The sequence below is a fragment of the Rhizobium ruizarguesonis genome (assembly GCF_012349115.1).
Taxonomy (GTDB): domain Bacteria; phylum Pseudomonadota; class Alphaproteobacteria; order Rhizobiales; family Rhizobiaceae; genus Rhizobium; species Rhizobium ruizarguesonis.
The window spans coordinates 82,942-107,211 of the sequence record NZ_PQIG01000133.1 but is presented as its reverse complement, the minus strand read 5'-3'; the positions used below and the strand labels follow the sequence as shown (position 1 = coordinate 107,211).

The window sequence follows — 24,270 nt, the reverse complement described above, 5'->3', positions numbered from 1 at the left end:
CTATCGTGAGTGAAATCCGCCTTTACGTGACGACGACCGAAAGCAAGGCCGAAGAGATCCTCGACCTTCTGAGCGCGGTCTTCGGTGAAGAAGACTTTGCCATCGGCACCACCGAGATCGATGAGAAGAAGGATATCTGGGAAGCCTCGATCTACATGATGGCCGAGGACGAGGCTGAGGTGCAATCCCGCGTCGAGGACGCATTGAAGGCCTCTTTCCCTGATGCCCGGCTGGAGCGGGAAGTCATCCCCGAGATCGACTGGGTGGTGAAATCGCTGGAGGGGCTGAAGCCCGTCCGGGCAGGGCGCTTCCTGGTGCATGGCTCGCATGACCGCGACAAGATCCGCCCCGGCGACATCGCCATCGAGATCGATGCCGGCCAGGCCTTCGGCACCGGCCATCATGGCACGACGGCGGGCTGCCTCGAGGTGATCGATGCCGTGGTGCGCTCGCGCCCGGTTCGCAACGCGCTCGATCTCGGCACCGGCAGCGGCGTGCTGGCGATTGCGGTGCGCAAGCTCAAGAACATACCGGTGCTGGCGACCGACATCGATCCGATCGCGACGAAGGTGGCGGCGGAAAACGTACGCCGCAACGGCATCGCCTCGGGCATCGTCACCAGGACGGCGCCGGGCTTTCATTCGACGGCTTTTTCCGAGCACGGTCCCTTCGATCTCATCATCGCCAACATTCTCGCGCGGCCGCTGATCCGCATGGCGCCGAAGCTTGCGACGCATCTTGCGCCTGGTGGATCGGTCATTCTCTCCGGCATCCTTGCCGGGCAACGCTGGAAGGTGATCGCAGCCTATAGTGGCGCGAGGCTTCGCCATGTCAGAACCATCTGGCGCAACGGCTGGGTGACCATCCATCTCGACCGCCCCTAATGCGCGTCGCATAGAATTTGATTCATGCGACGCGGTTAGCTCCTTGTTTTTATACAAGTCATCCCCAAACCGCTGCACAGTTTTGGGCGGTATGCATCGGATCCCAAAACGGCAAAAAGAAAAAGGCGGTGCCGATGGCACCGCCTTGGACCGGTCTATCCGGCCAATGCCCGCGAGCTCAAGGGGAGGAGCGCTCAAGCGGGCTCTACTGCATTCCAATAGGCCAGTCCGGGAGGGAGGAGACGGACTGGCTTTCAGGCTTAGAACGCGTAGCTGGGGGCGCCCTTGTGGCGTGTGGCCCGCTGGCCGGCGCCGAGCAGCTTGAGGCTGTCCTCGTTCTGCGGGCGGCGGGCGCCGATCACGTGACGCACGGTCTGGCGTTCGCCAGCCTGCACCGGGCTGCTATATGCGAAGCGCGAGAGAGAGGCGGTCATTTCAAGAATTCCTTTGTTATAGGTTCATCGCGAACCGTTCGATGACGCGTATATAGCTATTCTGAAATGCGGAGGCAGAGGGTTTCGCTCATGGGAGCCATGCGGCCAATGCATAAAGCGTGCCAAATTAACTTTTGGCGTCACAGTTCTGTCAAAATGTTGAGCGGCACCAGAGGTTTCGACTCGTTTGGTCGCTTTTTCTCCCCATCAGTTGAAATTTCGCTAACATGGCCGGCATCCCATTAACCGGATTCGTCTCAATCATTCGGGTTTCCAGCATGTTTCAGTCTTTCGAGGTCACTTCCACGCCGCAATTCGGCAGGGATCGCGTATCGGCGCTGCGCGCCGGTTTCGATTCGCTCGGCATTGACGCCTTTCTCGTGCCGCGCGCAGACGAGTTCAACGGCGAATATGTTCCTGCAGGTTCCGAGCGTCTCGCGTGGCTGACGGGCTTTACCGGTTCCGCGGGTATTGCGCTCATCCTGCGCACGCAGGCGATCGTCTTTGTCGACGGGCGCTATGTGACGCAGCTTGCCGAACAGGTCGACGGTTCGGTTTTTTCGGGCGGCGATCTCGTCAACGAACCGCCGCATCTCTGGCTTGCCGCAAACGGCGGTAAGGGCCTGCGGCTCGGCATCGACCCCTGGCTGCATGCGGGTGCCGAGGTGCGCCGGCTGGAAAGAGCCCTTTCCCAGATCGGCGGCACGCTGGTCTTCCTGCCGCACAATCCGCTCGACAGGCTTTGGAGCGACCGGCCGGCCGAGCCGCTCGGCGCGGTTAGCATCCAGAACGTCGCGCAGGCCGGCGTGCTGGCGAGAGAGAAGATCGCGACGATCGCCGCCGATCTTTCGAAGAAGAATCTTGCGGCGGTGTTGATCGCCGATCCCTCTTCTGTCGCCTGGACCTTCAATATCCGCGGCGCCGACGTGCCGCACACGCCGCATCCGCTGGCGCGCGCCATCATCCATGCCGACGGCCGGGCCGAGCTCTTCCTCGACAAGCGCAAGACCGGCATCGAGCCGGAGGCCTATCTCGCGCAGATCTGCACGCAGCTGCCGCCCTCGGCGTTGGAGGAGAGGTTGGCTGCCGTTTCGAGAGATGGCGGCCGCGTGCTGATCGACCCTGATATCGCCGCCTATGCGCTGGCGGAGATCATCCGCAAGGCGGGCGGCGAAGTGGTGGAGGGCGCCGATCCCGCCAAGTTGCCGCGCGCAGTGAAGAACGACGTCGAGATCAACGGCTCGGCCGCCGCGCATCTGCAGGACGGGGCGGCGATGGTGGAATTCCTCTATTGGCTGTCGCAGACAAAGCCCGGCACGGTGAGCGAGATCGCCGCCGCCGATCATCTCGAAGCGGCGCGTGCCCGCGTCGGCCAGAGCATGCAGAACCCGCTGAAGGACATTTCCTTCGACACGATTTCGGGAGCCGGCGAACATGCAGCGATCATGCATTACCGCGTGACGACCGAGACCAACCGGATGATCGAGGCCGGCGAACTCTTTCTGATCGATTCCGGCGCGCAATATATCAACGGCACGACCGACATCACCCGCACTGTCGGCATCGGCGCGGTATCGGAGGAGCATCGGCGCTTCTTCACGCTGGTGCTGAAGGGGATGATAGAGATCAGCACGGCACGTTTTCCGAAGGGCACGCGCGGCTGCGACCTCGATCCGCTGGCGCGCATCGCGCTGTGGCGGGCCGGCGCCGATTTCGCTCACGGCACGGGCCACGGCGTCGGCTCCTATCTCTCGGTGCATGAGGGGCCGCAGCGCATCTCCAGGCTTTCGACGCAGGAACTGCTGCCCGGCATGATCCTTTCGAACGAGCCGGGTTATTATCGGCCCGGCAGTTTCGGCATCCGCATCGAGAACCTGATCTATGTGCGCGGGGCCGAGGAGATCGAGGGCGGCGATGCGCCGATGCTCGGATTCGAGACGCTGACTTTCTGCCCGATCGACCGCAGCCTCGTCATTCCCGAGCTTCTGACCCATGACGAGCTGCACTGGTTCAACGACTATCATCGCCGCACATGCGAGGCGCTGATGCCGCTCATCCACGATCACGATGTCAGGGCGTGGCTCGAAAACGCGACGCTGCCGCTGGAATATTGAGAAAACGGCATTACAGCGTCGGCGACGCTGTAGCACCTTGAATTTCTGCGCCGGCTTCGGGCCGGCGCTCAGGCGCCGATCGTGTGGCGCCAAGTCATCACGACGATCCAGGCGGCGACCAGCATCCATGTATGGGTGAAGCGCAGGCCGATGAAGAGGGCGACGATCAGCGCCAGCTTCGATTCCCAGCCGCCGATGAAGAAGGCGGGTGCGACGAGTGTCGTCAGCACGGCCGCCGGCACGGCATTCAGCGCCGCCTCCATGCGCGGGGGGATGCTTTTCATTCGGGTGATGAGGATATAGCCGCCGATGCGGGTGGCGAAGGTGGCGGCGGCTGCTGCGAGGATGACGAGCGCCATGTGAAGATCGAATTCCATGGCTCAGACCTCGTGCACTTCGGATTGGAGGGCGTCGGCTTCCAGATCCTGCGGTTGCGGCGGCAGCGGCAACAGGGCGGCGAGCACGATGCCAACGGCGGCACCGAGGCTGACATGCCAAGGCGAGCCGACGTAGCGGTAGGCGAACACGGATGCCACCGCACTGACGAGCGCCACAGGCAGGAAATTGTCTCGCTTGCGGAAGCCGAGGACGATGCCGAGGAAATAAGCCGGCAGCAGGATGTCGAGGCCGATGGCCTTGGGATCGCCGATGAAGCCGCCGAGCATGCCGCCGGCGATGCTGATCAGCACCCAGGGAATGTAGATGATGATGGCAAAGCCGAAATACCAGGCGAAGGTGAGTCGCCGGCCGGCCTCGGCGCGCTTGACCGCTTCGGCGAATTGTGGATCGACGAGCAGGAAAAAGGTAAAGAATTTCTGCACCGGCGTGAAATGGCCGATGTAGCGAGCCAGTGCCGCCGAATAGAGCACGTGGCGGAAATTGACGGCGAGGATCGACAGCACGATCAGCCAGGCGTGGACATTGTGACCGAAGAGTTCGATGCCGACCATCTGGCTGGCGCCGGCATAGACGGTGGCGCTCATGAAGGCGGCTTCGGAAAGCGACATGCCATTTTCGACCGCCAGCGCTCCGAAGAGAGCGCCAAAGGGCGCCGATGCCAGCGCAACGGCGGAGCCGCCCCGCAAACCTTCAACAAAGTCGGCGCGATTCATGTGATCTTGTCCAGTTGGAATTCAAGTTTTCCCTTATGGTCTACGGCTTGCGACGGCAATTGAATTTCCTTGATTGACCAATCGATTTTGCTGAACCATCAAGGTCCCGATCGCATTCGGCAAAGAGGCAACCATGAAAAAGATCGAATTTTCCAAGGAAGAAAAGGCTGAGATCGTTTCGCGCATCCGCGCTTATTTCGGCCGGGAACTCGATCCCATCGGCGCATTGCCGGCCGAATTCCTGCTTGACTTCTTCGCCGAGGAGATCGGGCCGTATTTCTACAATCGAGGGCTGAGAGATGCCCAGGCCGCCTTATCGACGAGAATGGAACACCTGGCCGAAGATATTCATCTTCTTGAGAGGGAGCAAAAATTCTAAAGCGCGTCGCGATCTTTCAGATTCGCTCCCTGCACTTTAAGTCTTTGTTTTTACGCATGCCGTTGTCGCAAAACCGCTGCACATTTTTGCGCGACATGTTTTAGCGCCTTAAAATCAAATCGGCCTTCACTTAACGGCAAATTATTTCTGCGCCGATATGGTCGTGACGCTTTTGTTCACCGGATTGCGTGTTATTTGGCCTTGATTGTCTCCGTTATCGATGAACCTCGATCCGCCAAGCTCGGCAAGGCGTTGATCTTTATGGTCTGGCTTGCGCTGGCGTCTGCGCTTTGCTGGTCCGAAACGGTCTGGCGTGACGAGGTTCGTGCATTGTCACTCGCCCTTCAAGGGGACAATTTCATCGATATGCTTCGCCAGATGCATGGTGAGGGCCATCCTGCTGTCTGGTATATTCTGCTGCGCGCCGCCTATGCCGTGGTCGGCTCACCTGTCGTCCTGAAGATCGTCGCACTGACGATTGCAGCGACTGCGGCCTATCTTCTTGTTTTCAGGCTGAAACTGCCGCTTTCCATCATGCTGTTGGCGCTGTTCAGTAGCTTTTCGATTTTCGATTATGCCGCGATGTCGCGAAATTACGGCATCAGCATGCTGGTGATTTTCCTTATCGTCCTGAGTTGGGAGAAAGGAGCGCGCAACGGGATATTGCTCGGCCTGTTGTTTGCCTTGCTGGCAAATACGAACGTCCATTCGGTCGTCCTCGTCGGCGGCTTCCTTGCCTATTGGTTTTTCGATTTAATTCTGGCCCGGCCAAGGCCGCCTTTGGCGGCATATCGGGCGTTTGTGACAGCCGCTGCCATTGCCGCAGTTGGAATTATTCTATGTTTCGTAACAGTCTATCCGACCTTCAATGATACGGGGCAGAACGATCTCAGCGGCGAGAATTTCGCTTTGCTTGTCCTTCGTGCTCTTGCCCTGACCAGTTCGCATTTTATGGCGTTCTATCCCAACAGCGTCCTTGAACTGGTCGTGGCGTATCCGTTGGCCGCCCAGATTTTCGCAGCGTTGATGTCCGTGCTCATCTACGGCAGCCTGTTGGCGCTGGCGAACCGGTGGCCGGCGATGATCGCAACGGGACTGGTTCTCTTGGGGCTTTCGCTGCTTTTTACGCTTGTCTATCCCGGCGGATACAGACATCAGGCGCTCTGGCTGGTTTTCATGATCGCGATCACCGCCTTGACCATAGACTCTCAGCGCGACGGGGCGGGCGTTGCCGGCATCGAGGCTGCTGGCGGCATCGTAACGTTCGGGCGCCTGTGCTTCCTGATATTGCTGGCGCTACAGGTCGTGTCCGGCATGGAAAAGGTCCATCAGGCCTTCATAGCCGAAATACCCCTGAGCCGAAGCAAGGATCTCGGTGCGTTCATTCAATCGCGCCCCGATCTCAAGGATGCGGTCATTATGGCGGATCCCGACTATCTGGTGGAAGCCTTGCCCTATTACGTCCCCAACCGCACCTATCTTCTGCGGGAGGAGCGGTTCGGCGCGATCGTGCGATATACCCGGAATGCGCGGCTTTCGCTCAGCCTTGCCGATATTCTGCAAACGGCACATCGATTGCAGCAGAGTGAGCATGTCCCTGTTGTCATCCTTCTTTCACAGCGGCTTGATCAGATTACTGCGCCCGTTTCCCTGCGTGAAAGCTACGTTTGGCGGTTGTCTCTGACGCCGGAAGACATTTCTGCTTTCCAGAGCGCGACAAGCCTCGTCAAGCGCTTCGGCACGGTTGCCGGAAGCGATGAGACGTTCGACGTCTACGTCCTGAAATAAGATGCCAGCCAGCAGGTTATTTGCACACGTCCACGCATTTGATCATTGTGACATGCGTCCGCATTCCGTCGATTGCGGCGGTAACACCTTCAGGAGTGGTGCCACCGTTGCAGCGCGACCAGACGAACAAGGGCCCGAGCCTATAAACGGGACGCGACGGCGCCTGCGGCCCCGCAATCGCAAAGGCACGGTCAGCCTTCGCGCTTCATCCGCTCCCGGCGTTCGATCTCAGCCTCCGAGGGCTGCGCCAGCTCGAATGTGCCTGTCTTGATTGCGCCGGCACGCTCGTAGACGCTCATGATGACGCCCGTCGTCGAGATCGTGTTGGCGGTGAGCTTCAGCGCCTCTGGCTTGGCGCCTTGACCGAACAGGCGTTTGCCCGGGCCGAGGACGAGCGGAAAAGTCAGAAGCCGGAATTCGTCGATCAGGTCATGCGCCAATAGGGTCTGCAACAGGCCGCTGCTGCCCTGTGTCAGGAGGACGGGACCGTCCTGTTGCTTCAACCGGGCGATTTCGGCGGCGGCGTCGCCACGCAGGGCGACGGAATTTGCCCAGGTGAGCGGCTCCGTGGAAGTGGTCGCGACATATTTGGTCACGGCGTTGAAGACCTTGCCGATTGGATCGTCTTTCCCGACGAAGGGCCAGTGCGCGGCGAAGATTTCGTAGGTCTTGCGGCCAAGCAGCAGTTCGAAGGGATCGGTAAAGATCCCGCCCATGAACTGGCCCATCGGCTCGTCCCAATAATTGACGGTCCAGCCGCCCTGCGTGAAACCGCCGGTCGGATCCTCCCGCGGCCCGCCCGGCGCCTGCATGACACCGTCCAAACTGACGAAGGCTGCAGCAACAAGCTTTCTCATCTCTCAACTCCCATTGTTGGTGTGTTCAGAGCCAAGGACGGATTAGCTTACATTGATCCGACATCCGACGCGGTTTTTTCGGGCGGTATCCGAGCTGAACTAGCCGGCCAAGGCCTTGGCGCTGTCAATGATCGTGATGCCATGCGCCCGCATCTCCTCGATGGCGGCGACGACGCCTTCGCGCGTGATGCCGCGGCTTGCGTCCTCGATGAAGCGCACGTGGATACCAGGCATCATCTCCAGCGCGTCGAGCGCGGAAAACTTGACGCAATAGTCGGTCGCCAGCCCGCAGACGTCGAGGTCGGTGACGCCCTGATCCTCGAGGAAATCGGAAAGTCCGGTCGAGGCATCGCGGTCATTGTCGCGGAAGGCCGAATAGCTGTCGATATAGGGATTCTCGCCCTTCTGCTGGATCAGGTCGATCTCTTCGGATTTGAGTTCGGGATGCAGTTCGGCATCGAGCGTACCCTGAATGCAGTGGTCGGGCCACATCATCTGCGGCTTGCCCGACAGTTCGCCCATCTCGAAGGGGGCGGCACCCGGATGGGCGGAGGCAAAGCTGCCGTGGCCCGACGGGTGCCAGTCCTGCGAAGCGACGATCAGGTCGTATTTGCCGCTGTCGATCAGTCTGTTTGCGACGGGAACCACCTTGTCGCCGTCAGGCACCGGCAGATTGCCGCCTGGACAGAAGCCGTTCTGAATATCGACGAGCAGCAGCGCTTTCATCAAGGCCAATCCCTTCGCTTTATTGCAGTGTAAGACGCCATGCACACTGAATGGATCAACTAGTGGATTTCCAGGCGCGGACGCGCAAGTGCTAATTCTGGCGCTAGCGGTAGTAAGTCGTCGAAACAGAATGCTCTAATGCAATCATTGCGATAGCTGGCGGCGGTTCTCGTGTTGAAATGGAACGGAGGGGGAAGGCGCGTGCATGATTTCCGGATCGCAGACACGGCCCGCGACGGCGGCAATTGTCGGCAAATCGATCGGCCTGCGTAGGACGCTTTTGTGCGGCATCGATGGATCGAGGCTCCCCCGGCAGAGCCCGGATCTCGGCCGGCTAGACCGCCGCCACGTCTTCGGCTGCGGAGTCACCTGCTGCGGCGGAAGTGCCGTAGGTATTACGGTAGGCCTGGAGGGCCGTCTGCATGTCGCTCAGCACCTTGGTGAGGAGCGGATCGCTGTCGCCTGAAGTCTTGATGCTGTTCGGATCGGCGGCAAGAAACTCGGACTCGGTTAACTTGCCGTCGCCATTCGTATCCATCGCGGCGAAGACACCCTTGGAAGCGTCGTCGCTCTGATCGCTGCCGTCGCCCTGATCGTCACTGCCGTCGGTCTTCTGCATGGACAGCATCAGCGACAGGATGTCGGCGGTGATCTTCTTGACGATGTCGGTGCTGCTGTCGTCGCTGTCGGTCGACGCCGTGGCTGATGTCGAGGACTGCGAGGCGGCGGCCAACTCGTCCGCCGAAACGACGCCGTCGCCATTCTTGTCCAGACTGGAAAGCGGAGACTGATATTGAGTTAATGTGCTGCCGAGAGATGAAACACTGGTCACTTGAACCTCCTTCGAAAAGTTCGTCGTGAAGCCCGCCTTTCATGGGTGGGCAGCCTCTGGGCTAAGCTGATTTGCGCAAGGCGTCAAAGCGACGTTTTGACAGGGCAGAAGTGCGATTGACGGCGCGGGGCGACGCACGTTAACCTTTGGGTTACCAAAGTTTTTTCATTGGAATTATTGGCTTTTTTAGCGATTTCTTCGTCTGGGCGCGATCAAATCCATGCCCATGTTTGTCTGAAATTGCCGTAACGCTGCGTGCGGAGGAGCCATGGGCGGAGTGCCCGGGTTTGCGCGGCTGCGACATTTCGTCTGCTTCCTGTGAGGGCGATGTCAGGCCGAGCTTGCTCCGGATCATGATTTCTGCCTTTCTTACCCTCAGCAGCAAGCCGGAACCGAAGCCATGTCCGAGCCCGATCCAGACGAAAAGATCGATGCGACGTTTCGCAACGGGTCGCTGACAGCGGCCGGGATCATCCTCGGTTTCTCGCTCAATTTCATCAGCGTCTGGGTTTCCAACCCCAATGACTGGAGCCGCATCGATATTCTGCCGATGCTGTTCCTGACCTTGGGCATCGCCGTCCAGGTGAAGGTCTTTGCCGATCTGCTGGCGCGAGACTCCCTGATTGCCACCAAATATGACCGCTCTCGCCGGCTCTTTCTGATCGGACTGGGGATCGTCGCGGCGGGAATGGGCATCGCGCTCGTCAACGATATTCTTGGGCTCGGAAAGATGCGGATGCTCGGGTAAACGTTCTCGCGTCGTGCCGAGGTGAGATCACACGCGCTCGACGAACCCGTCCAAGACCCGCTTCTGTCCGGCCCGGTCGAACTCGATCGTCAGCTTGTTGCCTTCGATGCCGGTGATGTTGCCGTTGCCGAATTTCAGGTGGAACACGCGGTCGCCGAGGGTGAATCTCGACGGTTCCGACGAGGTCGATTTCGCCACCAGTTCGCCCTCGATCGTGCGTCCCTTCGGGCCGCTCTCGCCGTAGCCGATGCGTTCGACGGCGTGGCCGGAGCGAGTGCCCCAGTTGTCGCGTGTGGCGTCGGTTTTGTTGGCCTGGGCGCGTTTCCAGCCGGGAGTGGAATAGGAGTTGGCGAAGGGCTCGGCCTTGTCGAAGCGGGACTGGCCGTAGCCGCCGCGGCCGTACCCGCCGTAGCTCTGCTCCATTTCGGCGACCTCGACATGGGTTTCCGGCAGTTCGTCGAGGAAGCGTGAGGGCAGGGTGGATTGCCAGAGGCCATGGATGCGTCGGTTGGAGACGAACCAGATGTGGCAGCGGTGCTTGGCGCGGGTGATGCCGACATAGGCGAGGCGGCGTTCCTCCTCCAGGCCGGCGCGGCCGCTCTCATCCAGCGAGCGCTGGTGCGGGAAGAGGCCTTCCTCCCAGCCGGGCAGGAAAACGGTGTCGAATTCCAGGCCCTTGGCCGAGTGCAGCGTCATGATCGAGACAGCGTCGAGGTTCTCGTTGGTCTCGGCATCCATCACCAGGGAGACGTGTTCGAGGAAGCCGCGCATCGACTCGAAGCTTTCCATCGAGCGGATCAGTTCCTTGAGGTTCTCAAGGCGGCCCGGCGCTTCGGCGCTCTTGTCGTTCTTCCACATGTCGGTATAGCCCGACTCTTCGAGGATCTGCTCGGCAAGTTCGGTATGCGGCGTGTTTTCAAGCAGCTCCTGCCATCGGCGGAAAGATTGAATCACGTCGAAGAGCGCCTTTCGCGCCTTCGGCTTCAGCTCGTCGGTCTCGATGATGTCGGCGGCTGCCGCAAGCATCGGAATATCGCGGGCACGCGCATAGTCGTGCAGCGCGCGCACCGTCGTATCGCCGAGGCCGCGCTTCGGCGTGTTGATGATGCGCTCAAAAGCGAGGTCGTCGGAGGCTTGCGCGACAAGGCGGAAATAGGCCATGGCATCGCGGATTTCCAGGCGCTCGTAGAAGCGTGGGCCACCGATGACGCGGTAATTGAGGCCGAGAGTGACGAAGCGGTCTTCGAATTCGCGCATCTGGAAGGATGCACGTACGAGGATCGCCATGTCGTTCAACCGATGCTTGCCGCGCTGAAGCTGCTCGATCTCCTCGCCGATGGCGCGGGCTTCCTCCTCCGAATCCCAGGAGGCGTGGACTTGGACCTTGACGTCGTCGGGATCGGAGCGGTCGGTGAACAGCGTCTTGCCGAGGCGGCCTTCATTATGGGCGATCAGATGGGCGGCGGCGCCGAGGATATGTTCGGTCGAACGGTAGTTGCGCTCAAGCTTGATGACCTTGGCGCCGGGAAAATCCTTTTCAAAGCGCAGGATATTGTCGACCTCCGCGCCGCGCCAGCCATAGATCGACTGGTCGTCGTCGCCGACGCAGCAGACGTTCTGCAGCTCGCCCTTGGGGCGCTGGGCGAGAAGCCTGAGCCACATGTATTGAGCGGTGTTGGTGTCCTGGTATTCGTCGACGAGGATATAACGGAAGCGGCCGTGATATTCCTTCAAGAGATCGGGGTTCTTGCGGAAGATCGCGATCGGATGCATCAGCAGGTCGCCGAAATCGCAGGCGTTCAGCGTCGTCAGGCGCGCCTGATAGGCAAAATAGAGATCGCGGCCGCGGCCATTGGCAAAGGCGCGGGCGTCGCCCTCGGGGATATCGGCGGGGCCGAGACCCTTGTTCTTCCAGGTATCGATCATGCCGGCGAACTGCTTGGCCGGCCAGCGCTTGTCGTCGAGGCCCTCGGCCTGGATGATCTGCTTGATCAGGCGGACGACGTCGTCGGTATCGAGAATGGTAAAATCGGAGCGCAGGCCGACGAGCTCGCCGTGGCGGCGCAGAAGTTTGACGCCGATCGAATGGAAGGTGCCGAGCCAGGGCATGCCTTCGACGGCGCCGCCGACGAGCAGCGCGATGCGCTCCTTCATCTCGCGGGCGGCCTTGTTGGTGAAGGTGACGGCGAGGATCTGCGAGGGGAAGGCGCGGCCGGTGTTGAGAATATGGGCAATGCGGGTGGTGAGCACCCGCGTCTTGCCGGTGCCAGCGCCGGCCAGCACGAGGACGGGGCCTTCCAGCGTTTCGACGGCTTCGGTCTGCTCGGGGTTCAGCCCGGCGAGGTAATCCGGCCGCTTGCCGCCGTCGCGAGCCGCCATGGCGCGGGCGGCGATGCCGCCACCGGCGGCGGGCGCGCTTTCGGCGGGGGCGGCAGGCGGCTGCGGCTTGCGCGCCATCTCGCCCGGCTCTTCGTCGAAGAAGGGCATATCGTCGAAACTATTGCTCATGGCGCGTAATGTAGTGATTCGGGAAGGAAAGACCAGAAAAGATGTTCTGCTTTCATTCCTGAGCCGGCGCTATTCCAGGCGGTATGTTGCGGGCGGCAAGGCCGCCGCCGAGCCCGGCTGCGGTCGCCATGCGGGCGAGCGGGCTAAAAATTTCCGATCGGAGTGTGTCGGAACCGGTGCCGGTGGGGCGTCTTTGGGTCATCGGACAGCAGTCCGGATCAACACCCGTCAACAAGGAGGCCGTTTCATGCCGAAGGTCGTTTCAAATCTCTGGTTCGCCGAGGAAGCGCGCGAAGCCGTCGAATTCTACGTGTCTGTTATCCCGGACTCCAGGATCGGCCGCACTACTATATTGCCGGCGGAAACGCCGAGCGGGCCTCCCGGCAGCGTCGAGCTGATCGAGTTCACGCTCGCCGACCAGGCCTTCCTGGCGATGAAGGCCGGCCCGCTCGATAGCTTCAACCATTCCTTCTCGATCGCAATTCTCGTGGAAAGCCAGGCCGAGATCAATCGGGTATGGGAGGCCTTCCTCGCCAATGGCGGCACGCCGGAGGCCTGCGGCTGGCTGAAGGACCGCTGGGGCCTTTCCTGGCAGATCGTGCCGCGCATGCTGTCCGAGATGATCGCCGACAGCAACCGCGAGCGGGCCAGGCGCGTGACCGAGGTGATGCTCGGCATGGTCAAGATCGATGTCGCTGCATTGGAGAAGGCGTTCAACGGTTGATTCGCGCCGGTGGCATATAATTACGATGCCGGGCGCATGGCCGCGTCGCGCTCGTCGCCATCATGTCGGTAACGGACCGACACGACGCGCTGCCCAGCATCGGCTTTTGCCCTTATTGGCCGCCGATTGTCGATTTTTCCAAGGCTCGAATCACGGGCGACATTGCACACCCTTTTCATCTTTCTGTCACGTCGCGAAATGTGCTGATACCGCAACGGCCCTTTTCTCAACTACAATAAGAGACAGTTTCGTAGAGTAAAAAATAACCGGTGCATGCACGTTTTTGTGCATTGCCAGAAACAGCCGGTGAGCGTGGAATATACCTGTGAAACTATTGATTCTTAGGAATGTCGTGGCCATCTCCTTTGGTATGACGACCTAGAGCCTGTGGCATTAACCTTGAATGGAGGGCCCATGCTGAGTGAATCCGTATTTGATGCGTTCACCCGCAGCTATGATGCGCGTCGCGAAACCGATATGTCGATCACGGAATATCTCGACCTTTGCAAAAAGGAACCGCTTGCCTATGCCAATGCGACCGAGCGCCTGCTCGCCGCGATAGGCGAGCCGCAGATGGTCGACACCGCCAGGGACACCCGCCTCGGCCGGATCTTCATGAACCGGACCATCCGGATCTATCCGGCCTTTGCTGGCTTCCACGGCATGGAAGAGACAATCGAACGCATCGTTTCCTTCTTCCGGCACGCGGCGCAGGGGCTCGAGGAGCGCAAGCAGATCCTCTATCTGCTTGGCCCGGTCGGCGGCGGCAAGTCATCGCTGGCGGAGCGGCTGAAGCTGCTGATGGAGGTTCATCCGATCTACGTGCTGAAGGCGGGTGAAGAGATAAGCCCCGTTTTCGAAAGTCCGCTCAACCTGTTCGACCCGGACACGATGGGATCGCTCCTCCAGGAGCAATACGGTATTCCCTTGCGACGCCTGAACGGACTGATGAGCCCGTGGTGCCTGAAACGGCTCGACGATTTTGGAGGCGATATTTCCCGCTTCCGCGTCGTCAGAGTACAGCCTTCGCGGTTGCGCCAGATCGCCATCGCCAAGACCGAGCCTGGAGACGAGAACAATCAAGATATCTCGTCCTTGGTCGGCAAGGTCGATATCCGCAAGCTGGAGACCTATTCCCAGAACGATCCCGATGCCTACAGCTATTCGGGCGGGCTCAACCGCGCCAATCAGGGCGTGCTCGAATTCGTCGAGATGTTCAAGGCGCCGATCAAGATGCTGCATCCGCTGCTGACGGCGACGCAGGAGGGGAACTATATCGGCTCCGAGAATATCGGCGCCATACCCTTCTCCGGTATCGTCCTAGCGCATTCGAACGAAGCGGAATGGCAAACCTTCAAGGCCAACAAGAACAACGAGGCCTTCATCGACCGTATTTGCGTGATCAAGGTGCCCTATTGCCTGCGCGTCACGGAAGAGCAGAAGATCTACGAAAAGCTGATCGAGGGATCGGAATTGGCCGATGCGCCATGCGCTCCCGCGACGCTCGAAATGCTGGCCCGCTTCTCCGTGCTTTCGCGTCTGCGCAAACATGAGAATTCGACATACTTCTCGAAGATGCGCACCTATGACGGCGAGAGCCTGAAGGAGACGGATCCGCGCGCTCGCAGTGTCCAGGAATATCGGGATGCCGCTGGCATCGACGAGGGCATGGACGGCATATCGACCCGCTTCGCCTTCAAGGTGCTCGCCTCCACCTTCAATCACGACACCACGGATATCGGCGCCGATCCGGTTCATCTGATGTATGTGCTGGAGCAGTCGATCCGTCGCGAGCAGTTTTCCGACGATGTCGAGAAGCGCTACATGGAGTTCATCAAGGCCGATCTTGCGCCACGTTACGCAGAGTTCATTGGCAATGAGATTCAGAAGGCCTATCTTGAGTCCTATGCGGATTACGGACAGAATTTGTTCGACCGCTACGTGGATTATGCCGATGCCTGGATCGAAGACGTGGACTTCAAGGATCCCGATACCGGCCAGCTTCTCGATCGCGAGCTCCTCAACCAGGAACTGACGAAAATCGAAAAGCCGGCGGGAATTGCCAATCCGAAGGATTTCCGCAACGAAATCGTCAAGTTCTGCTTGAGATCGCGGGCAGCCAACGGCGGAAAGAATCCGTCATGGACGAGCTACGAGAAAATCCGGGAAGTCATCGAGAAGCGAATGTTCTCGCAGGTCGAGGATCTTTTGCCGGTCATTTCCTTCGGTTCGAAGAAGGATTCGGAAACAGAAAAGAAACACAGCGAGTTTGTCTCGCGCATGGCTGCGCGGGGCTACACGGAGAGGCAGGTTCGGCGCCTCGTCGAATGGTACATGCGCGTCAAACAGGCAAGTTAATGTGGAGCCAATATGCACATTGTCGACCGTCGGCTAAATCCGCGCGGTAAAAGTCTGGAAAATCGGCAACGGTTTCTTCGGCGCATGAAAGGCGCCGTGCAGCAGGCGGTAAAACGTTCTCTGCAAAACCGGAACATTCGCGATGTGCTCGACGGCGGGGAAATCAGCCTGCCGATCGATGGAATGGCCGAGCCGAACTTGAGAAGGGGCGACGGCGGCATTCGCGACCATATCCTGCCTGGAAACAGGGCCTTCGTCGAAGGCGACATTCTTCCGCGCCCGCCGGGGAGTAGGGGCGGTAAACCCAAGGATGCGGGCGAAGGCGACGGCGAGGACGGCTTCCGTTTTGTGCTGACGCGCGAGGAATTCCTCGATGTGTTCCTGGACGATCTGGAGCTGCCCGACCTTGCCAAGCGGCGTCTGGCCGAAACCGAGGAGGAAACTCCCTTCCGTGCCGGCTATTCCGTGTCGGGATCGCCGTCCAACATCGCCGTCGGTCGCACGACCAGGCTCGCGATGATGCGCCGTGTCGCGCTTCACCGTCCGCGCCGCGAAGAAATCGAAGCCCTGCAGCGGCAGATCGAGGAATGCGAAGACGACGAGAGCCGGCTGGCGCTTGAGGCAAAACTCAAATCCCTGACGGAAAAAAGCCGGCGCATTCCCTATATCGATCCGCTCGACGTGCGGTATCGCCGCTTCGAAAACGAGCCGAAGCCTGTGGCGAAGGCCGTGATGTTCTGCCTGATGGACGTCTCCGGCTCGATGTCGGAACACATGAAGGATCTGGCCAAGCGGTTTTACCTGCTGCTCTACCTTTTCCTGTCGAAGCGCTACAAGAAAGTGGAGATCGTCTTCATCCGCCATACCGACAAGGCCGAGGAAGTCGACGAGGAAACCTTCTTCTATGGTCCGGCAACCGGCGGCACGCTGGTCTCCAGTGCGCTAGCGGCAATGCGGGCGATCATCGCGGCACGTTTCGATCCGGCGGAATGGAATATCTATGGCGCCCAGGCCTCGGATGGCGACAACGCCCATTCGGACGGGAACCTGAGCGGACAGCTGCTGCGCGAGATTTTGCCGCTGTGCCAGTATTTCGCCTATATCGAGGTCGGCGAAGAAGGCGGTGACTCCTCTGTATCCCGCTCACCGCTTTGGATGCTCTATGACGGGCTCCGTCCCGAGCTGCTGCCGCTTTCGATGCGCAAGGTCTGCCGGCGAAACGAAATATTCCCTGTTTTCCACGATCTCTTCCAGAAACGTGACGCACAGTCGAAGGTGACGCCATGACCATGACGATGAGGCCAAGAGAGCGGCTGTTGTTCGAGGGGGCCGACTGGGATTTCGCAACCCTCCAGCGCATCCACGATGCCTGCGAGGAGATCGCGCTCGGCGAACTCGGCCTCGACGTCTACCCGAACCAGATCGAAGTCATCACCTCGGAGCAGATGCTGGATGCCTATTCCTCGACCGGCATGCCGCTCTTCTACCGCCATTGGTCCTTCGGTAAACACTTCGCGCATCATGAAACCTTCTACCGCCGCGGGATGCGCGACCTTGCCTATGAGATCGTCATCAACAGCTCGCCCTGCATCTCCTACCTGATGGAGGAGAACACAGCGACGATGCAGACGCTCGTCACCGCGCATGCGGCCTTCGGCCACAACCATTTCTTCAAGAACAACTATCTCTTCAAGCTCTGGACCGATGCGGAGGGCATCCTCGATTACCTCGATTTCGCCAAGGGCTATATCACCCGCTGTGAGGAACGTTACGGCGAGACGGCTGTCGAGCGCACGCTGGATGCAGCCCATGCGCTGATGTCGCACGGGGTGCATCGATACGCGGGCAAGACCACGATCGATCTTCGCCAGGAGGAAAAGCGGCAGCAGGAGCGCCGCGCCCACGAGGAGCAGATGTTCAACGATCTGTGGCGCACGGTTCCCGTCGGTAAGGCCCGAAAGGCGGGTGACATCGGCCTGGAAAAGCGCCGCGCCGCCCTCGGTCTTCCGCAGGACAACATCCTTTATTTTCTTGAAAAGTCGGCACCGCGGCTGCAGCCGTGGCAGCGCGAGATCCTTCGCATCGTCCGCCACGTCGCACAATATTTCCATCCCCAGCGGCAGACCAAGGTGATGAACGAGGGAACCGCCACCTTTGTCCACTACCAGATCATGACCCGCCTTCACGAGCGGGGGCAGATCAGCGACGGAAACTTCCTCGAATTCCTGAAGTCGCACGCCAACGTCGTGTTTCAGCCAAGCTATGACGACCGGCGGTTCTCGGGCTTCAACCCCTATGCGCTCGGTTTTGCGATGATGCAGGATATTGAGAGGATCGTCACGAAGCCGACGGAAGAGGACCGCGCATGGTTCCCCGATATCGCTGGACGAGGCGATGCGATGGCCGTCTTGCGCGACATCTGGGCCAATTACCGGGACGAGAGCTTCATCAGCCAGTTCCTGAGCCCCAACCTGATCCGGCAGTTGCGGCTGTTCCATCTCTACGACGATCCGGAGCAGACCGAGGGAGTGCTGGTTTCGGCGATCCACAATGAGCGCGGATACCTGCGCATCCGCCGCCAGCTCTCCCGCGAATATGATATCGGCTGGACCGATCCGGCAATCGATATCGTCGACGTCGATCTCGCCGGCGACCGCCGGCTGTTGCTGCAGCACATCGTTATGAATGGCTGCTATCTTCAGGAAAATGACACGAAGCTCGTCCTGCAGCATCTCGCCGATCTCTGGGGCTATGACGTATTGCTTCAGGAAATCGATAGTTCCAGCACGGTGGCGAGAGAACACGCGGCGAGCCCGCGCAAGATCGTTCAATAATCACCGGTTATGCTGACGGGCGATAATGAGCAATTATCGGTGGCAACAAACACAAAGCCTTAGTAGTTTACCACCGTTGCAATCGCCCACTTGATCTCGACCAGTTTCAGCCTTTGCAGCGATCTTTCCGGAGGTCGATAGCGCGGAGACGAGAGACGATGAGTGAAACGCGGCGCAAGCTGACGACGATCTTCTGTGCTGACGTGCAGGACTATACGCGGCTGATGGGGACTGACGAGGAGGGGACGCTTGCGAGCCTGAAGCGCTGCCGGGAGGCGATGGGGCGGCTGATCGAAAGCCATGGCGGCCGCGTCATCAATACCTGGGGCGATGGGCTGATCGCCGATTTCCCGAGCGTGGTCGAAGCGGTGCGTGCGGCCGTCGACACCCAGAATGAACTCGCGGGCTTCAACGCCCGCCGCCCGGCCGACGGGCGCATGCTCTTCCGTATCGGCATCAATCTCGGCGATGTGATCGTCGAAGGCGACGACATCTACGGCGACGGCGTCAATATTGCGGCGCGGCTGCAGGCGTCGGCTGCAGCCGGCGGCATCGTCATATCAAGTTCCGTTTACGACCAGGTCCGCAACAAGGTGGCGGTCGGCTTCGAGTTTCTCGGACCGTTGATGGTGAAGAACGTCGATGAAGGCGTGCCGAGCTACGCGGTGAAGATCGGCGACGCCAAGGACGAGACGCCGCCTGCTCAACGATCCGGCTCCGCGCGTCCGCAGCCGCAGCCGGCGGCGGTTATTGCGGCTGATATGGCCGAGGCAAGCCCGGCACCGCGTGGACGCAGGCTGTACGGCGTGCTCGCCGTCATCGCCGCTGTCCTGATCGGCATCAATCTGCTGTCATGGCAGGGCGTTTTCTGGGCGCGCTTTCCCGTGCTTGCGCTGGCCGTCGTCGCGGCGCTCGCCTGGAACCGCGACCAGACACTGTTCAACCGCAAGATCACCTCGCTGGCGATCGTGGCGCTCGGCATTGCCGGCATCAACCTCTTCACCTGGACGGGGCAGTTCTGGGCGGTGTGGCCGATGCTGGGGATCGCGGCCGTCATGGGCGTGCGGTGGTCGATGCGCCGGTAGACATCCAACCCGCATCGTCGGAGATTTGTACGATATCTCGCCCGATAATCGGCGGTGTCAAAGACATGGGCGAGTGTCCGTTCAAGCAAAAGTGAGCGGCCGGGTTATTTCCATTCTTTGCTGATATTACAAATCGGTAATGCCGGCTGCTTATGCTTGCCGGTAAGCTGTAAACGCGCGATATTGTCGCATCAGACGGGAATCTTCATCCCGCAGCGCCTCTTTCGACCGACCCTGGTCCAACCTCGAGTCCCTCTGGAGACGTGAATGGCCTTTTGGAAGCAGTTTATACTGTCGCTCATCGTCATTGTTGCCGGCTTTGCCGCGTGGGTTTTCTTTGTGCCCGGCGCCGGCGATACGATGCGCGACGCAGGTATTCCAGACAGCATCGTTTCCAAGATCGCGCCGAAGGCTGAGGAGACGGCGGATGCCGACGCTCCCGCCCGGGCGCAAGGGCAGCAGCGTGGCGAGGGACAAGGTCAGGGGCAGGGACAGAACCGCCGCAATGGCGGCGGGCGCAACAGTGCCATTCTCGTCGCGACGCAGGCTGTCGTCCAGGGCGTCGTCAACGACCGGCTGAACGCCATCGGCACGGGCGACGCGATCCGCTCGGTGGCGGTTACGCCGCAGGCATCGGGCACGATCCGCGAAATCCTCATCAAGTCGGGCGACAGGGTGAACGCCGGGCAGGTGCTCGCCAAGCTCGACAGCGAGGAGCAGGTGATCGCTCGCGGCCAGGCTGATGTGGCGGTCAAGGCCGCCGTCGAAAAATCCAATCTCTATCACAACATCAAGTCCAGCGTGTCGCGCATGGACGTCTTCGATTCCGAGATCGCCGAGCAGGGCGCACGGCTGCAACTGCAGGCCGCCGAGCTCAATCTCGCACGGCGCAATATCACCGCGCCGATCGACGGCATCGTCGGCATCGTACCGGTCAATATCGGCGACAACGTCACGACGAGTATCCCGATCGTCACGCTCGACGACCGTTCGGAAATCCTCGTCGATTACTGGGTGCCGGAGCGCTTCGCCAATACGGTGTCGGTCGGTCAGCCGGTCGAGGCGATGTCGGTGGCACGGCCGGGACAGGTCTTTTCGGGCGTGGTCGAAGCCGTCGACAACCGCATCGACGCGGCAAGCCGCACGCTTCGCCTGCGCGCCAAGATCGACAATAGTTCGGATGAACTGCGCGCCGGCATGTCCTTCAACGTCAGCATGAAATTTGCCGGCGACAAATATCCGGCGGTCGATCCGGTCTCCGTGCAGTGGGACTCGCAGGGCTCCTTCGTCTGGCAGGTCAACGACGACAAGTCACGCAAGGTGCGGGTCAGCATCGTGCAGCGCAACCCGGATTTCGTGCTCGTCAAAGCCGACCTCAAGGACGGCGACGTGATCGTCACACAGGGACTGCAGCGCGTGCGTGAGGGTGGGGCGGTGCGTGTGAGCGCCGATGTCGCCGCGAATGCGGAGGTCGTCACCCGATGAGCGTGACCGAGATTCATCAGGACAGAGCCTCGGGCAAGCAGAGCTTCACCGCACTTTTCGTTCGCCGGCCGATCCTGGCGCTGGTGTTCAACACGCTGATGGTTGTCGCCGGCCTTGCCGCCTATGTCGGCGTCGAGGTGCGCGAACTGCCGGATGTCGACCGTCCCGTCGTCACCGTGCGCACCACCTTCGATGGCGCATCGCCGCAGACGATCGACCAGGAACTGACCAAGGTGATCGAGGGGGCGGTCGCGCGCGTCAGCGGCCTGAAATCGATTTCGTCTACTTCTTCCTTCGGTCAGAGCCGGGTGACGCTGGAATTCTCGGATGCGATCGATCTCTCGGTCGCCGCCAACGACGTGCGCGACGCGATCGGCCGTATTACCCAGAACCTGCCCGACGAAGCGGATGCGCCGCAGATCGTCAAGGCGGATTCGGATTCCTCGGCGATCATGCGCCTTGCCGTCACCTCCACCAATCTCAACATGGACGACCTGACCCAGCTCGTCGAGAATGAGGTGATCGATCGCCTTGCCTCCGTCGACGGCGTTGCCGACGTCGAGGAATATGGCGACCAGGAGAAGGTCTTCCGCGTCGACGTCGACCAGGGCGCGCTTGCCAGCCGCGGACTTACCATCGGCGACCTGACGAAGGCGCTCGACAACGCCGCACTCGACGTGCCGGCCGGCTCGCTGAAGAGCAATACGCAGGATATCGTAGTGCGCGCCACCGCCAACCTGCAGACGCCGGCGGATTTTTCCAATGTCATCCTGCAGGATCGCGTTCGGCTCGGCGACGTCGCGACGGTGATGCTTGGGCCACGCGATGGCGAAACGGCGCTACGCTCCAACGGCAAGCCGGGCATCGGCCTCGGCATCATCCGCCAGGCGCAGTCGAATACGCTGAACATCTCGACCGGCATCAAGGCGGCCGTCGACCACCTGTCGAAGACGTTGCCCGAGGGCACGACGATCGCCATCACCAGCGACGATGCCGTCTTCATCCAGGGCGCGATCCACGAGGTGGTGCTGGCGCTGATACTCGCCGCCGTCATCGTCACCGCCGTCATCTATCTCTTCCTGCGCGATTGGCGGGCGACGCTGATCCCGGCGGTCAGCATGCCGGTGGCGCTGATCGGCACGCTGGCGGCAATCTATATGGTCGGCTTCTCGATCAACATCCTGACGCTGCTCGCGATCGTGCTGGCGACCGGCCTCGTCGTCGACGATGCGATCGTGGTGCTCGAAAATATCGTGCGCCGGCGCGCCGAAGGCATGGGGCCGCGCGCGGCTGCGGTGCTCGGTACGCGTGAGGTGTTCTTCGCCGTGATCGCCACGACGGCGACGTTGGCGGCGGTGTTCATTCCGCTCTCCTTCCTGCCGGGACAGGTCGGTGGTCTCTTCCGCGAATTCGGCTTCGTGCTCGCCTTCTCGGTCGGTCTGTCGTCGATCGTGGCGCTGACGCTGTGTCCGATGCTTGCCTCGCGCATGCTGACGAAGCCGATGCTCGAAGATCACGGCGCGCTCGGCCGCTTCGGCGGGGCGCTTGCCAATCTCTACAAATGGGCTCTGCACGGCTGTCTCAACGCGCCCTTCGTCGTCATCCTCTTCTCGGTGATCTTTGCCGGTGCGGCACTCGTTGCCTTCTCGACGGTCAAGAGCGAGCTGACGCCCGAAGAGGACCGCTCGATGGTGATGATGCGGCTGACGACGCCGCAGGGATCGAGCCTCGAATATACCCGCGACAAGATGCAGCTCGTCGAGGAATATCTGCAGCCGCTGGTCGACAGCGGTGACATCCGCAACGTCTTCTCGATCTCCGGGCAGGGCGGTTCGCTGAACAGCGGCTTCATGGTGCTGACGCTCGCCCCTTGGGGAGAACGTGATAGGACGCAGACGGAGATCGTCGGCGATATCAACCAGGCAGCCTCCAGGGTGCCGGCGCTGCGCGGCAATGCCATCTCCTCCAACAGCCTGCGCATCCGCGGTGCCGGCAGTGGTCTGCAGATGGCGCTGATCGGCAACGATCACGAGGCGCTGACGGCGGCGGCCGCCAAGCTGGTTCGGGCCCTAGAGGCCACTGGCCAGTATGATACGCCGCGCCTGACCAACGAGCCCAGCCAGGCGCAGGTATCGGTGGCGATCGATCGCGAGCGTGCATCCGATCTCGGCATCGACATAACCGGGCTCTCGACGGCGATCCAGTCACTGCTCGAAGGGCGCTCGGTGGTCGACGTCTTCGTCGACGGCGAATCCTATCCCGTGCTTCTGACCTCGACGACGCGGCCGATCGACGATCCGACCGACCTCGAGAACGTGTTCCTGAAGACAGGCGACGGCAAGATCGTGCCGATGTCGGTCATTGCCACGATGAAGGAAGGGTCGGTCGCGCCGCAGCTCAACCGCGAGCAACAGCTCGCCTCCGTCGCGATCACCGCCGGCCTCAGGAACGGCATGTCGCTCGGCGATGCCGTCAGCCAAGTGACGACGCTTGCCGAGCCGCTGCTGCCGCCAGGCTCTCGCTTGCTGCCGCTGGCGGAAGCGGCGACTCTCGAAGAGAATTCGAGCGGCATGGCGCTGACCTTCGGCTTCGCCATCGTCATCATCTTCCTGGTGCTGGCCGCGCAGTTCGAAAGCGTGCTGTCCTCGCTGATCATCATGTCGACGGTGCCGCTTGGTCTTGCCTGCGCCGTCTTCGCGCTTGTTATCACCGGCTCCAGCCTCAACATCTACAGCCAGATCGGCCTGGTGCTCCTGGTCGGCGTCATGGCGAAGAACGGCATCCTGATCGTCGAATTCGCCAATCAGCTGCGCGACCGGGGCGAGGATGTCCGGTCCTCGATCGAGAAGGCCTGCGCGCTACGCCTTCGCCCTGTGATGATGACGATGATCGCCACCATCCTCGGCGGCGTGCCACTGGTCTTTGCCCATGGCGCTGGTGCCGAAGCGCGTATTGCACTCGGCTGGGTGATCGTCGGCGGTCTCGGTTTCGCGACGCTGGTCACGTTGTTCATCACGCCGGTCGCCTATCTGCTGCTTGCCCGCTTCGCCAAGCCGTACGCCCATGAGGAGGCGCGCCTGCACGAAGAGATGTCGGTCGCCACGCGGCCGCGCGCTGCGCCCGACGACGAGCAGCTACAGGCCGCCGAATAAGGCCTTCATCCGATTTCGAACGCTGCCGGACCTGCTGCATCGTGCCTTAAATCGCAATCGATTTAAGGACAAAATTATGCGGCAATTCGAAGTGCTGCAGCGTCCTTTGCGGGCCTGACAAGACGCGCGACGCCGCAATCCGGCGGCGTTTCTCTTGGTGTATGAAACCTTGTAAAATAAGCTAAATTACTTCTGAAGTTTAGTCGTTTATTAAGCATAAACGGCAATGATTGTTACCAGTAACCGACTG

General features: G+C 60.7%; 20 protein-coding genes. 12 read left to right on the top strand and 8 right to left on the bottom strand.

Annotated elements, in window-relative coordinates:
• The first annotated feature begins 5 nt into the window (after window positions 1-5).
• On the top strand, window positions 6-884 hold the full coding sequence (locus C3Y91_RS35270) for a 50S ribosomal protein L11 methyltransferase (protein ID WP_168576357.1): 879 nt from the start codon (window positions 6-8) through the stop codon (window positions 882-884).
• A 260-nt stretch (window positions 885-1,144) separates the two neighbouring features.
• Here the strand turns inward: C3Y91_RS35270 and C3Y91_RS35265 are convergent, their stop codons facing one another.
• Window positions 1,145-1,318: a hypothetical protein gene (locus C3Y91_RS35265; protein WP_003541368.1), complete on the bottom strand. Its 174-nt coding sequence runs from the start codon at window positions 1,316-1,318 to the stop codon at window positions 1,145-1,147.
• Window positions 1,319-1,596: 278 nt separating this feature from the next.
• Between C3Y91_RS35265 and C3Y91_RS35260 the strand changes: the two genes are divergently transcribed.
• Window positions 1,597-3,432, top strand: a complete 1,836-nt coding sequence (locus C3Y91_RS35260; protein WP_130661945.1) for an aminopeptidase P family protein — start codon at window positions 1,597-1,599, stop codon at window positions 3,430-3,432.
• 68 nt (window positions 3,433-3,500) lie between these two features.
• Here C3Y91_RS35260 and C3Y91_RS35255 read toward each other — a convergent pair whose 3' ends face one another.
• Both C3Y91_RS35255 and C3Y91_RS35250 read right to left on the bottom strand, forming a co-directional pair.
• Entirely contained in the window at window positions 3,501-3,809 is a 309-nt protein-coding gene (locus C3Y91_RS35255; RefSeq protein ID WP_018074162.1) for an AzlD family protein, read from the bottom strand.
• Between the two features lie 3 nt (window positions 3,810-3,812).
• Window positions 3,813-4,544 carry an AzlC family ABC transporter permease gene (locus C3Y91_RS35250; RefSeq protein ID WP_024320798.1) on the bottom strand — a complete coding sequence of 244 codons (732 nt, stop codon included), beginning with the start codon at window positions 4,542-4,544 and terminating at the stop codon, window positions 3,813-3,815.
• Between the two features lie 133 nt (window positions 4,545-4,677).
• Between C3Y91_RS35250 and C3Y91_RS35245 the strand changes: the two genes are divergently transcribed.
• Both C3Y91_RS35245 and C3Y91_RS35240 read left to right on the top strand, forming a co-directional pair.
• On the top strand, window positions 4,678-4,923 hold the full coding sequence (locus C3Y91_RS35245; protein WP_018074164.1) for a DUF2164 domain-containing protein: 246 nt from the start codon (window positions 4,678-4,680) through the stop codon (window positions 4,921-4,923).
• A gap of 195 nt (window positions 4,924-5,118) precedes the next feature.
• Window positions 5,119-6,711: a hypothetical protein gene (locus C3Y91_RS35240; RefSeq protein WP_130664851.1), complete on the top strand. Its 1,593-nt coding sequence runs from the start codon at window positions 5,119-5,121 to the stop codon at window positions 6,709-6,711.
• A gap of 191 nt (window positions 6,712-6,902) precedes the next feature.
• On the opposite strand, the gene C3Y91_RS35235 is transcribed toward C3Y91_RS35240, so the two are convergent.
• From C3Y91_RS35235 to C3Y91_RS35225, 3 genes are all read right to left on the bottom strand, one after another.
• Window positions 6,903-7,568: a dihydrofolate reductase family protein gene (locus tag C3Y91_RS35235; protein ID WP_130655894.1), complete on the bottom strand. Its 666-nt coding sequence runs from the start codon at window positions 7,566-7,568 to the stop codon at window positions 6,903-6,905.
• 99 nt (window positions 7,569-7,667) lie between these two features.
• Complete coding sequence (gene pncA / locus C3Y91_RS35230) at window positions 7,668-8,294, bottom strand: bifunctional nicotinamidase/pyrazinamidase (protein WP_168576356.1); 627 nt, start codon at window positions 8,292-8,294, stop codon at window positions 7,668-7,670.
• Between the two features lie 334 nt (window positions 8,295-8,628).
• A complete protein-coding gene (locus C3Y91_RS35225; protein WP_018074168.1) occupies window positions 8,629-9,126 on the bottom strand; it encodes an EF-hand domain-containing protein in 498 nt (165 codons plus the stop codon).
• 400 nt (window positions 9,127-9,526) lie between these two features.
• Between C3Y91_RS35225 and C3Y91_RS35220 the strand changes: the two genes are divergently transcribed.
• Window positions 9,527-9,874, top strand: a complete 348-nt coding sequence (locus C3Y91_RS35220; protein WP_018074169.1) for a hypothetical protein — start codon at window positions 9,527-9,529, stop codon at window positions 9,872-9,874.
• Between the two features lie 27 nt (window positions 9,875-9,901).
• Here C3Y91_RS35220 and C3Y91_RS35215 read toward each other — a convergent pair whose 3' ends face one another.
• Both C3Y91_RS35215 and C3Y91_RS35210 read right to left on the bottom strand, forming a co-directional pair.
• Window positions 9,902-12,382 carry an ATP-dependent helicase gene (locus C3Y91_RS35215; RefSeq protein ID WP_018074170.1) on the bottom strand — a complete coding sequence of 827 codons (2,481 nt, stop codon included), beginning with the start codon at window positions 12,380-12,382 and terminating at the stop codon, window positions 9,902-9,904.
• A gap of 52 nt (window positions 12,383-12,434) precedes the next feature.
• Complete coding sequence (locus C3Y91_RS35210; RefSeq protein WP_155249521.1) at window positions 12,435-12,584, bottom strand: hypothetical protein; 150 nt, start codon at window positions 12,582-12,584, stop codon at window positions 12,435-12,437.
• 45 nt (window positions 12,585-12,629) lie between these two features.
• Here C3Y91_RS35210 and C3Y91_RS35205 point away from each other — a divergent pair, with 45 nt between their 5' ends.
• The 7 genes from C3Y91_RS35205 to C3Y91_RS35175 all read left to right on the top strand — a co-directional run bounded on the left by C3Y91_RS35205 (window position 12,630) and on the right by C3Y91_RS35175 (window position 24,020).
• Window positions 12,630-13,106: a VOC family protein gene (locus C3Y91_RS35205; RefSeq protein WP_018074171.1), complete on the top strand. Its 477-nt coding sequence runs from the start codon at window positions 12,630-12,632 to the stop codon at window positions 13,104-13,106.
• Between the two features lie 414 nt (window positions 13,107-13,520).
• Entirely contained in the window at window positions 13,521-15,464 is a 1,944-nt protein-coding gene (locus C3Y91_RS35200) for a PrkA family serine protein kinase (protein WP_130655892.1), read from the top strand.
• Window positions 15,465-15,476: 12 nt separating this feature from the next.
• Window positions 15,477-16,751: a YeaH/YhbH family protein gene (locus C3Y91_RS35195; RefSeq protein WP_018074173.1), complete on the top strand. Its 1,275-nt coding sequence runs from the start codon at window positions 15,477-15,479 to the stop codon at window positions 16,749-16,751.
• Window positions 16,748-18,298: a SpoVR family protein gene (locus C3Y91_RS35190; RefSeq protein WP_018074174.1), complete on the top strand. Its 1,551-nt coding sequence runs from the start codon at window positions 16,748-16,750 to the stop codon at window positions 18,296-18,298. Before C3Y91_RS35195 ends, C3Y91_RS35190 begins: the two co-directional genes overlap by 4 nt.
• A gap of 158 nt (window positions 18,299-18,456) precedes the next feature.
• Entirely contained in the window at window positions 18,457-19,383 is a 927-nt protein-coding gene (locus C3Y91_RS35185) for an adenylate/guanylate cyclase domain-containing protein (protein ID WP_018074175.1), read from the top strand.
• A 267-nt stretch (window positions 19,384-19,650) separates the two neighbouring features.
• Window positions 19,651-20,868: an efflux RND transporter periplasmic adaptor subunit gene (locus C3Y91_RS35180; RefSeq protein ID WP_018074176.1), complete on the top strand. Its 1,218-nt coding sequence runs from the start codon at window positions 19,651-19,653 to the stop codon at window positions 20,866-20,868.
• Window positions 20,865-24,020: an efflux RND transporter permease subunit gene (locus tag C3Y91_RS35175; protein ID WP_130655890.1), complete on the top strand. Its 3,156-nt coding sequence runs from the start codon at window positions 20,865-20,867 to the stop codon at window positions 24,018-24,020. The genes C3Y91_RS35180 and C3Y91_RS35175 overlap by 4 nt, the downstream gene beginning before the upstream one ends.
• The last annotated feature ends 250 nt before the right edge of the window (window positions 24,021-24,270 follow it).

What these genes read in the sequence shown, in the direction of transcription:
- C3Y91_RS35265 (WP_003541368.1), bottom strand. Translation starts at nt 1,318, where the DNA reads ATGACCGCCTCTCTCTCGCGCTTCGCATATAGCAGCCCGGTGCAGGCT.
- C3Y91_RS35260 (WP_130661945.1), top strand. Translation starts at nt 1,597, where the DNA reads ATGTTTCAGTCTTTCGAGGTCACTTCCACGCCGCAATTCGGCAGGGAT.
- C3Y91_RS35255 (WP_018074162.1), bottom strand. Translation starts at nt 3,809, where the DNA reads ATGGAATTCGATCTTCACATGGCGCTCGTCATCCTCGCAGCAGCCGCC.
- C3Y91_RS35250 (WP_024320798.1), bottom strand. Translation starts at nt 4,544, where the DNA reads ATGAATCGCGCCGACTTTGTTGAAGGTTTGCGGGGCGGCTCCGCCGTT.
- C3Y91_RS35245 (WP_018074164.1), top strand. Translation starts at nt 4,678, where the DNA reads ATGAAAAAGATCGAATTTTCCAAGGAAGAAAAGGCTGAGATCGTTTCG.
- C3Y91_RS35235 (WP_130655894.1), bottom strand. Translation starts at nt 7,568, where the DNA reads ATGAGAAAGCTTGTTGCTGCAGCCTTCGTCAGTTTGGACGGTGTCATG.
- pncA (WP_168576356.1), bottom strand. Translation starts at nt 8,294, where the DNA reads ATGAAAGCGCTGCTGCTCGTCGATATTCAGAACGGCTTCTGTCCAGGC.
- C3Y91_RS35220 (WP_018074169.1), top strand. Translation starts at nt 9,527, where the DNA reads ATGTCCGAGCCCGATCCAGACGAAAAGATCGATGCGACGTTTCGCAAC.
- C3Y91_RS35215 (WP_018074170.1), bottom strand. Translation starts at nt 12,382, where the DNA reads ATGAGCAATAGTTTCGACGATATGCCCTTCTTCGACGAAGAGCCGGGC.
- C3Y91_RS35210 (WP_155249521.1), bottom strand. Translation starts at nt 12,584, where the DNA reads ATGACCCAAAGACGCCCCACCGGCACCGGTTCCGACACACTCCGATCG.
- C3Y91_RS35205 (WP_018074171.1), top strand. Translation starts at nt 12,630, where the DNA reads ATGCCGAAGGTCGTTTCAAATCTCTGGTTCGCCGAGGAAGCGCGCGAA.
- C3Y91_RS35200 (WP_130655892.1), top strand. Translation starts at nt 13,521, where the DNA reads ATGCTGAGTGAATCCGTATTTGATGCGTTCACCCGCAGCTATGATGCG.
- C3Y91_RS35195 (WP_018074173.1), top strand. Translation starts at nt 15,477, where the DNA reads ATGCACATTGTCGACCGTCGGCTAAATCCGCGCGGTAAAAGTCTGGAA.
- C3Y91_RS35190 (WP_018074174.1), top strand. Translation starts at nt 16,748, where the DNA reads ATGACCATGACGATGAGGCCAAGAGAGCGGCTGTTGTTCGAGGGGGCC.
- C3Y91_RS35185 (WP_018074175.1), top strand. Translation starts at nt 18,457, where the DNA reads ATGAGTGAAACGCGGCGCAAGCTGACGACGATCTTCTGTGCTGACGTG.
- C3Y91_RS35180 (WP_018074176.1), top strand. Translation starts at nt 19,651, where the DNA reads ATGGCCTTTTGGAAGCAGTTTATACTGTCGCTCATCGTCATTGTTGCC.
- C3Y91_RS35175 (WP_130655890.1), top strand. Translation starts at nt 20,865, where the DNA reads ATGAGCGTGACCGAGATTCATCAGGACAGAGCCTCGGGCAAGCAGAGC.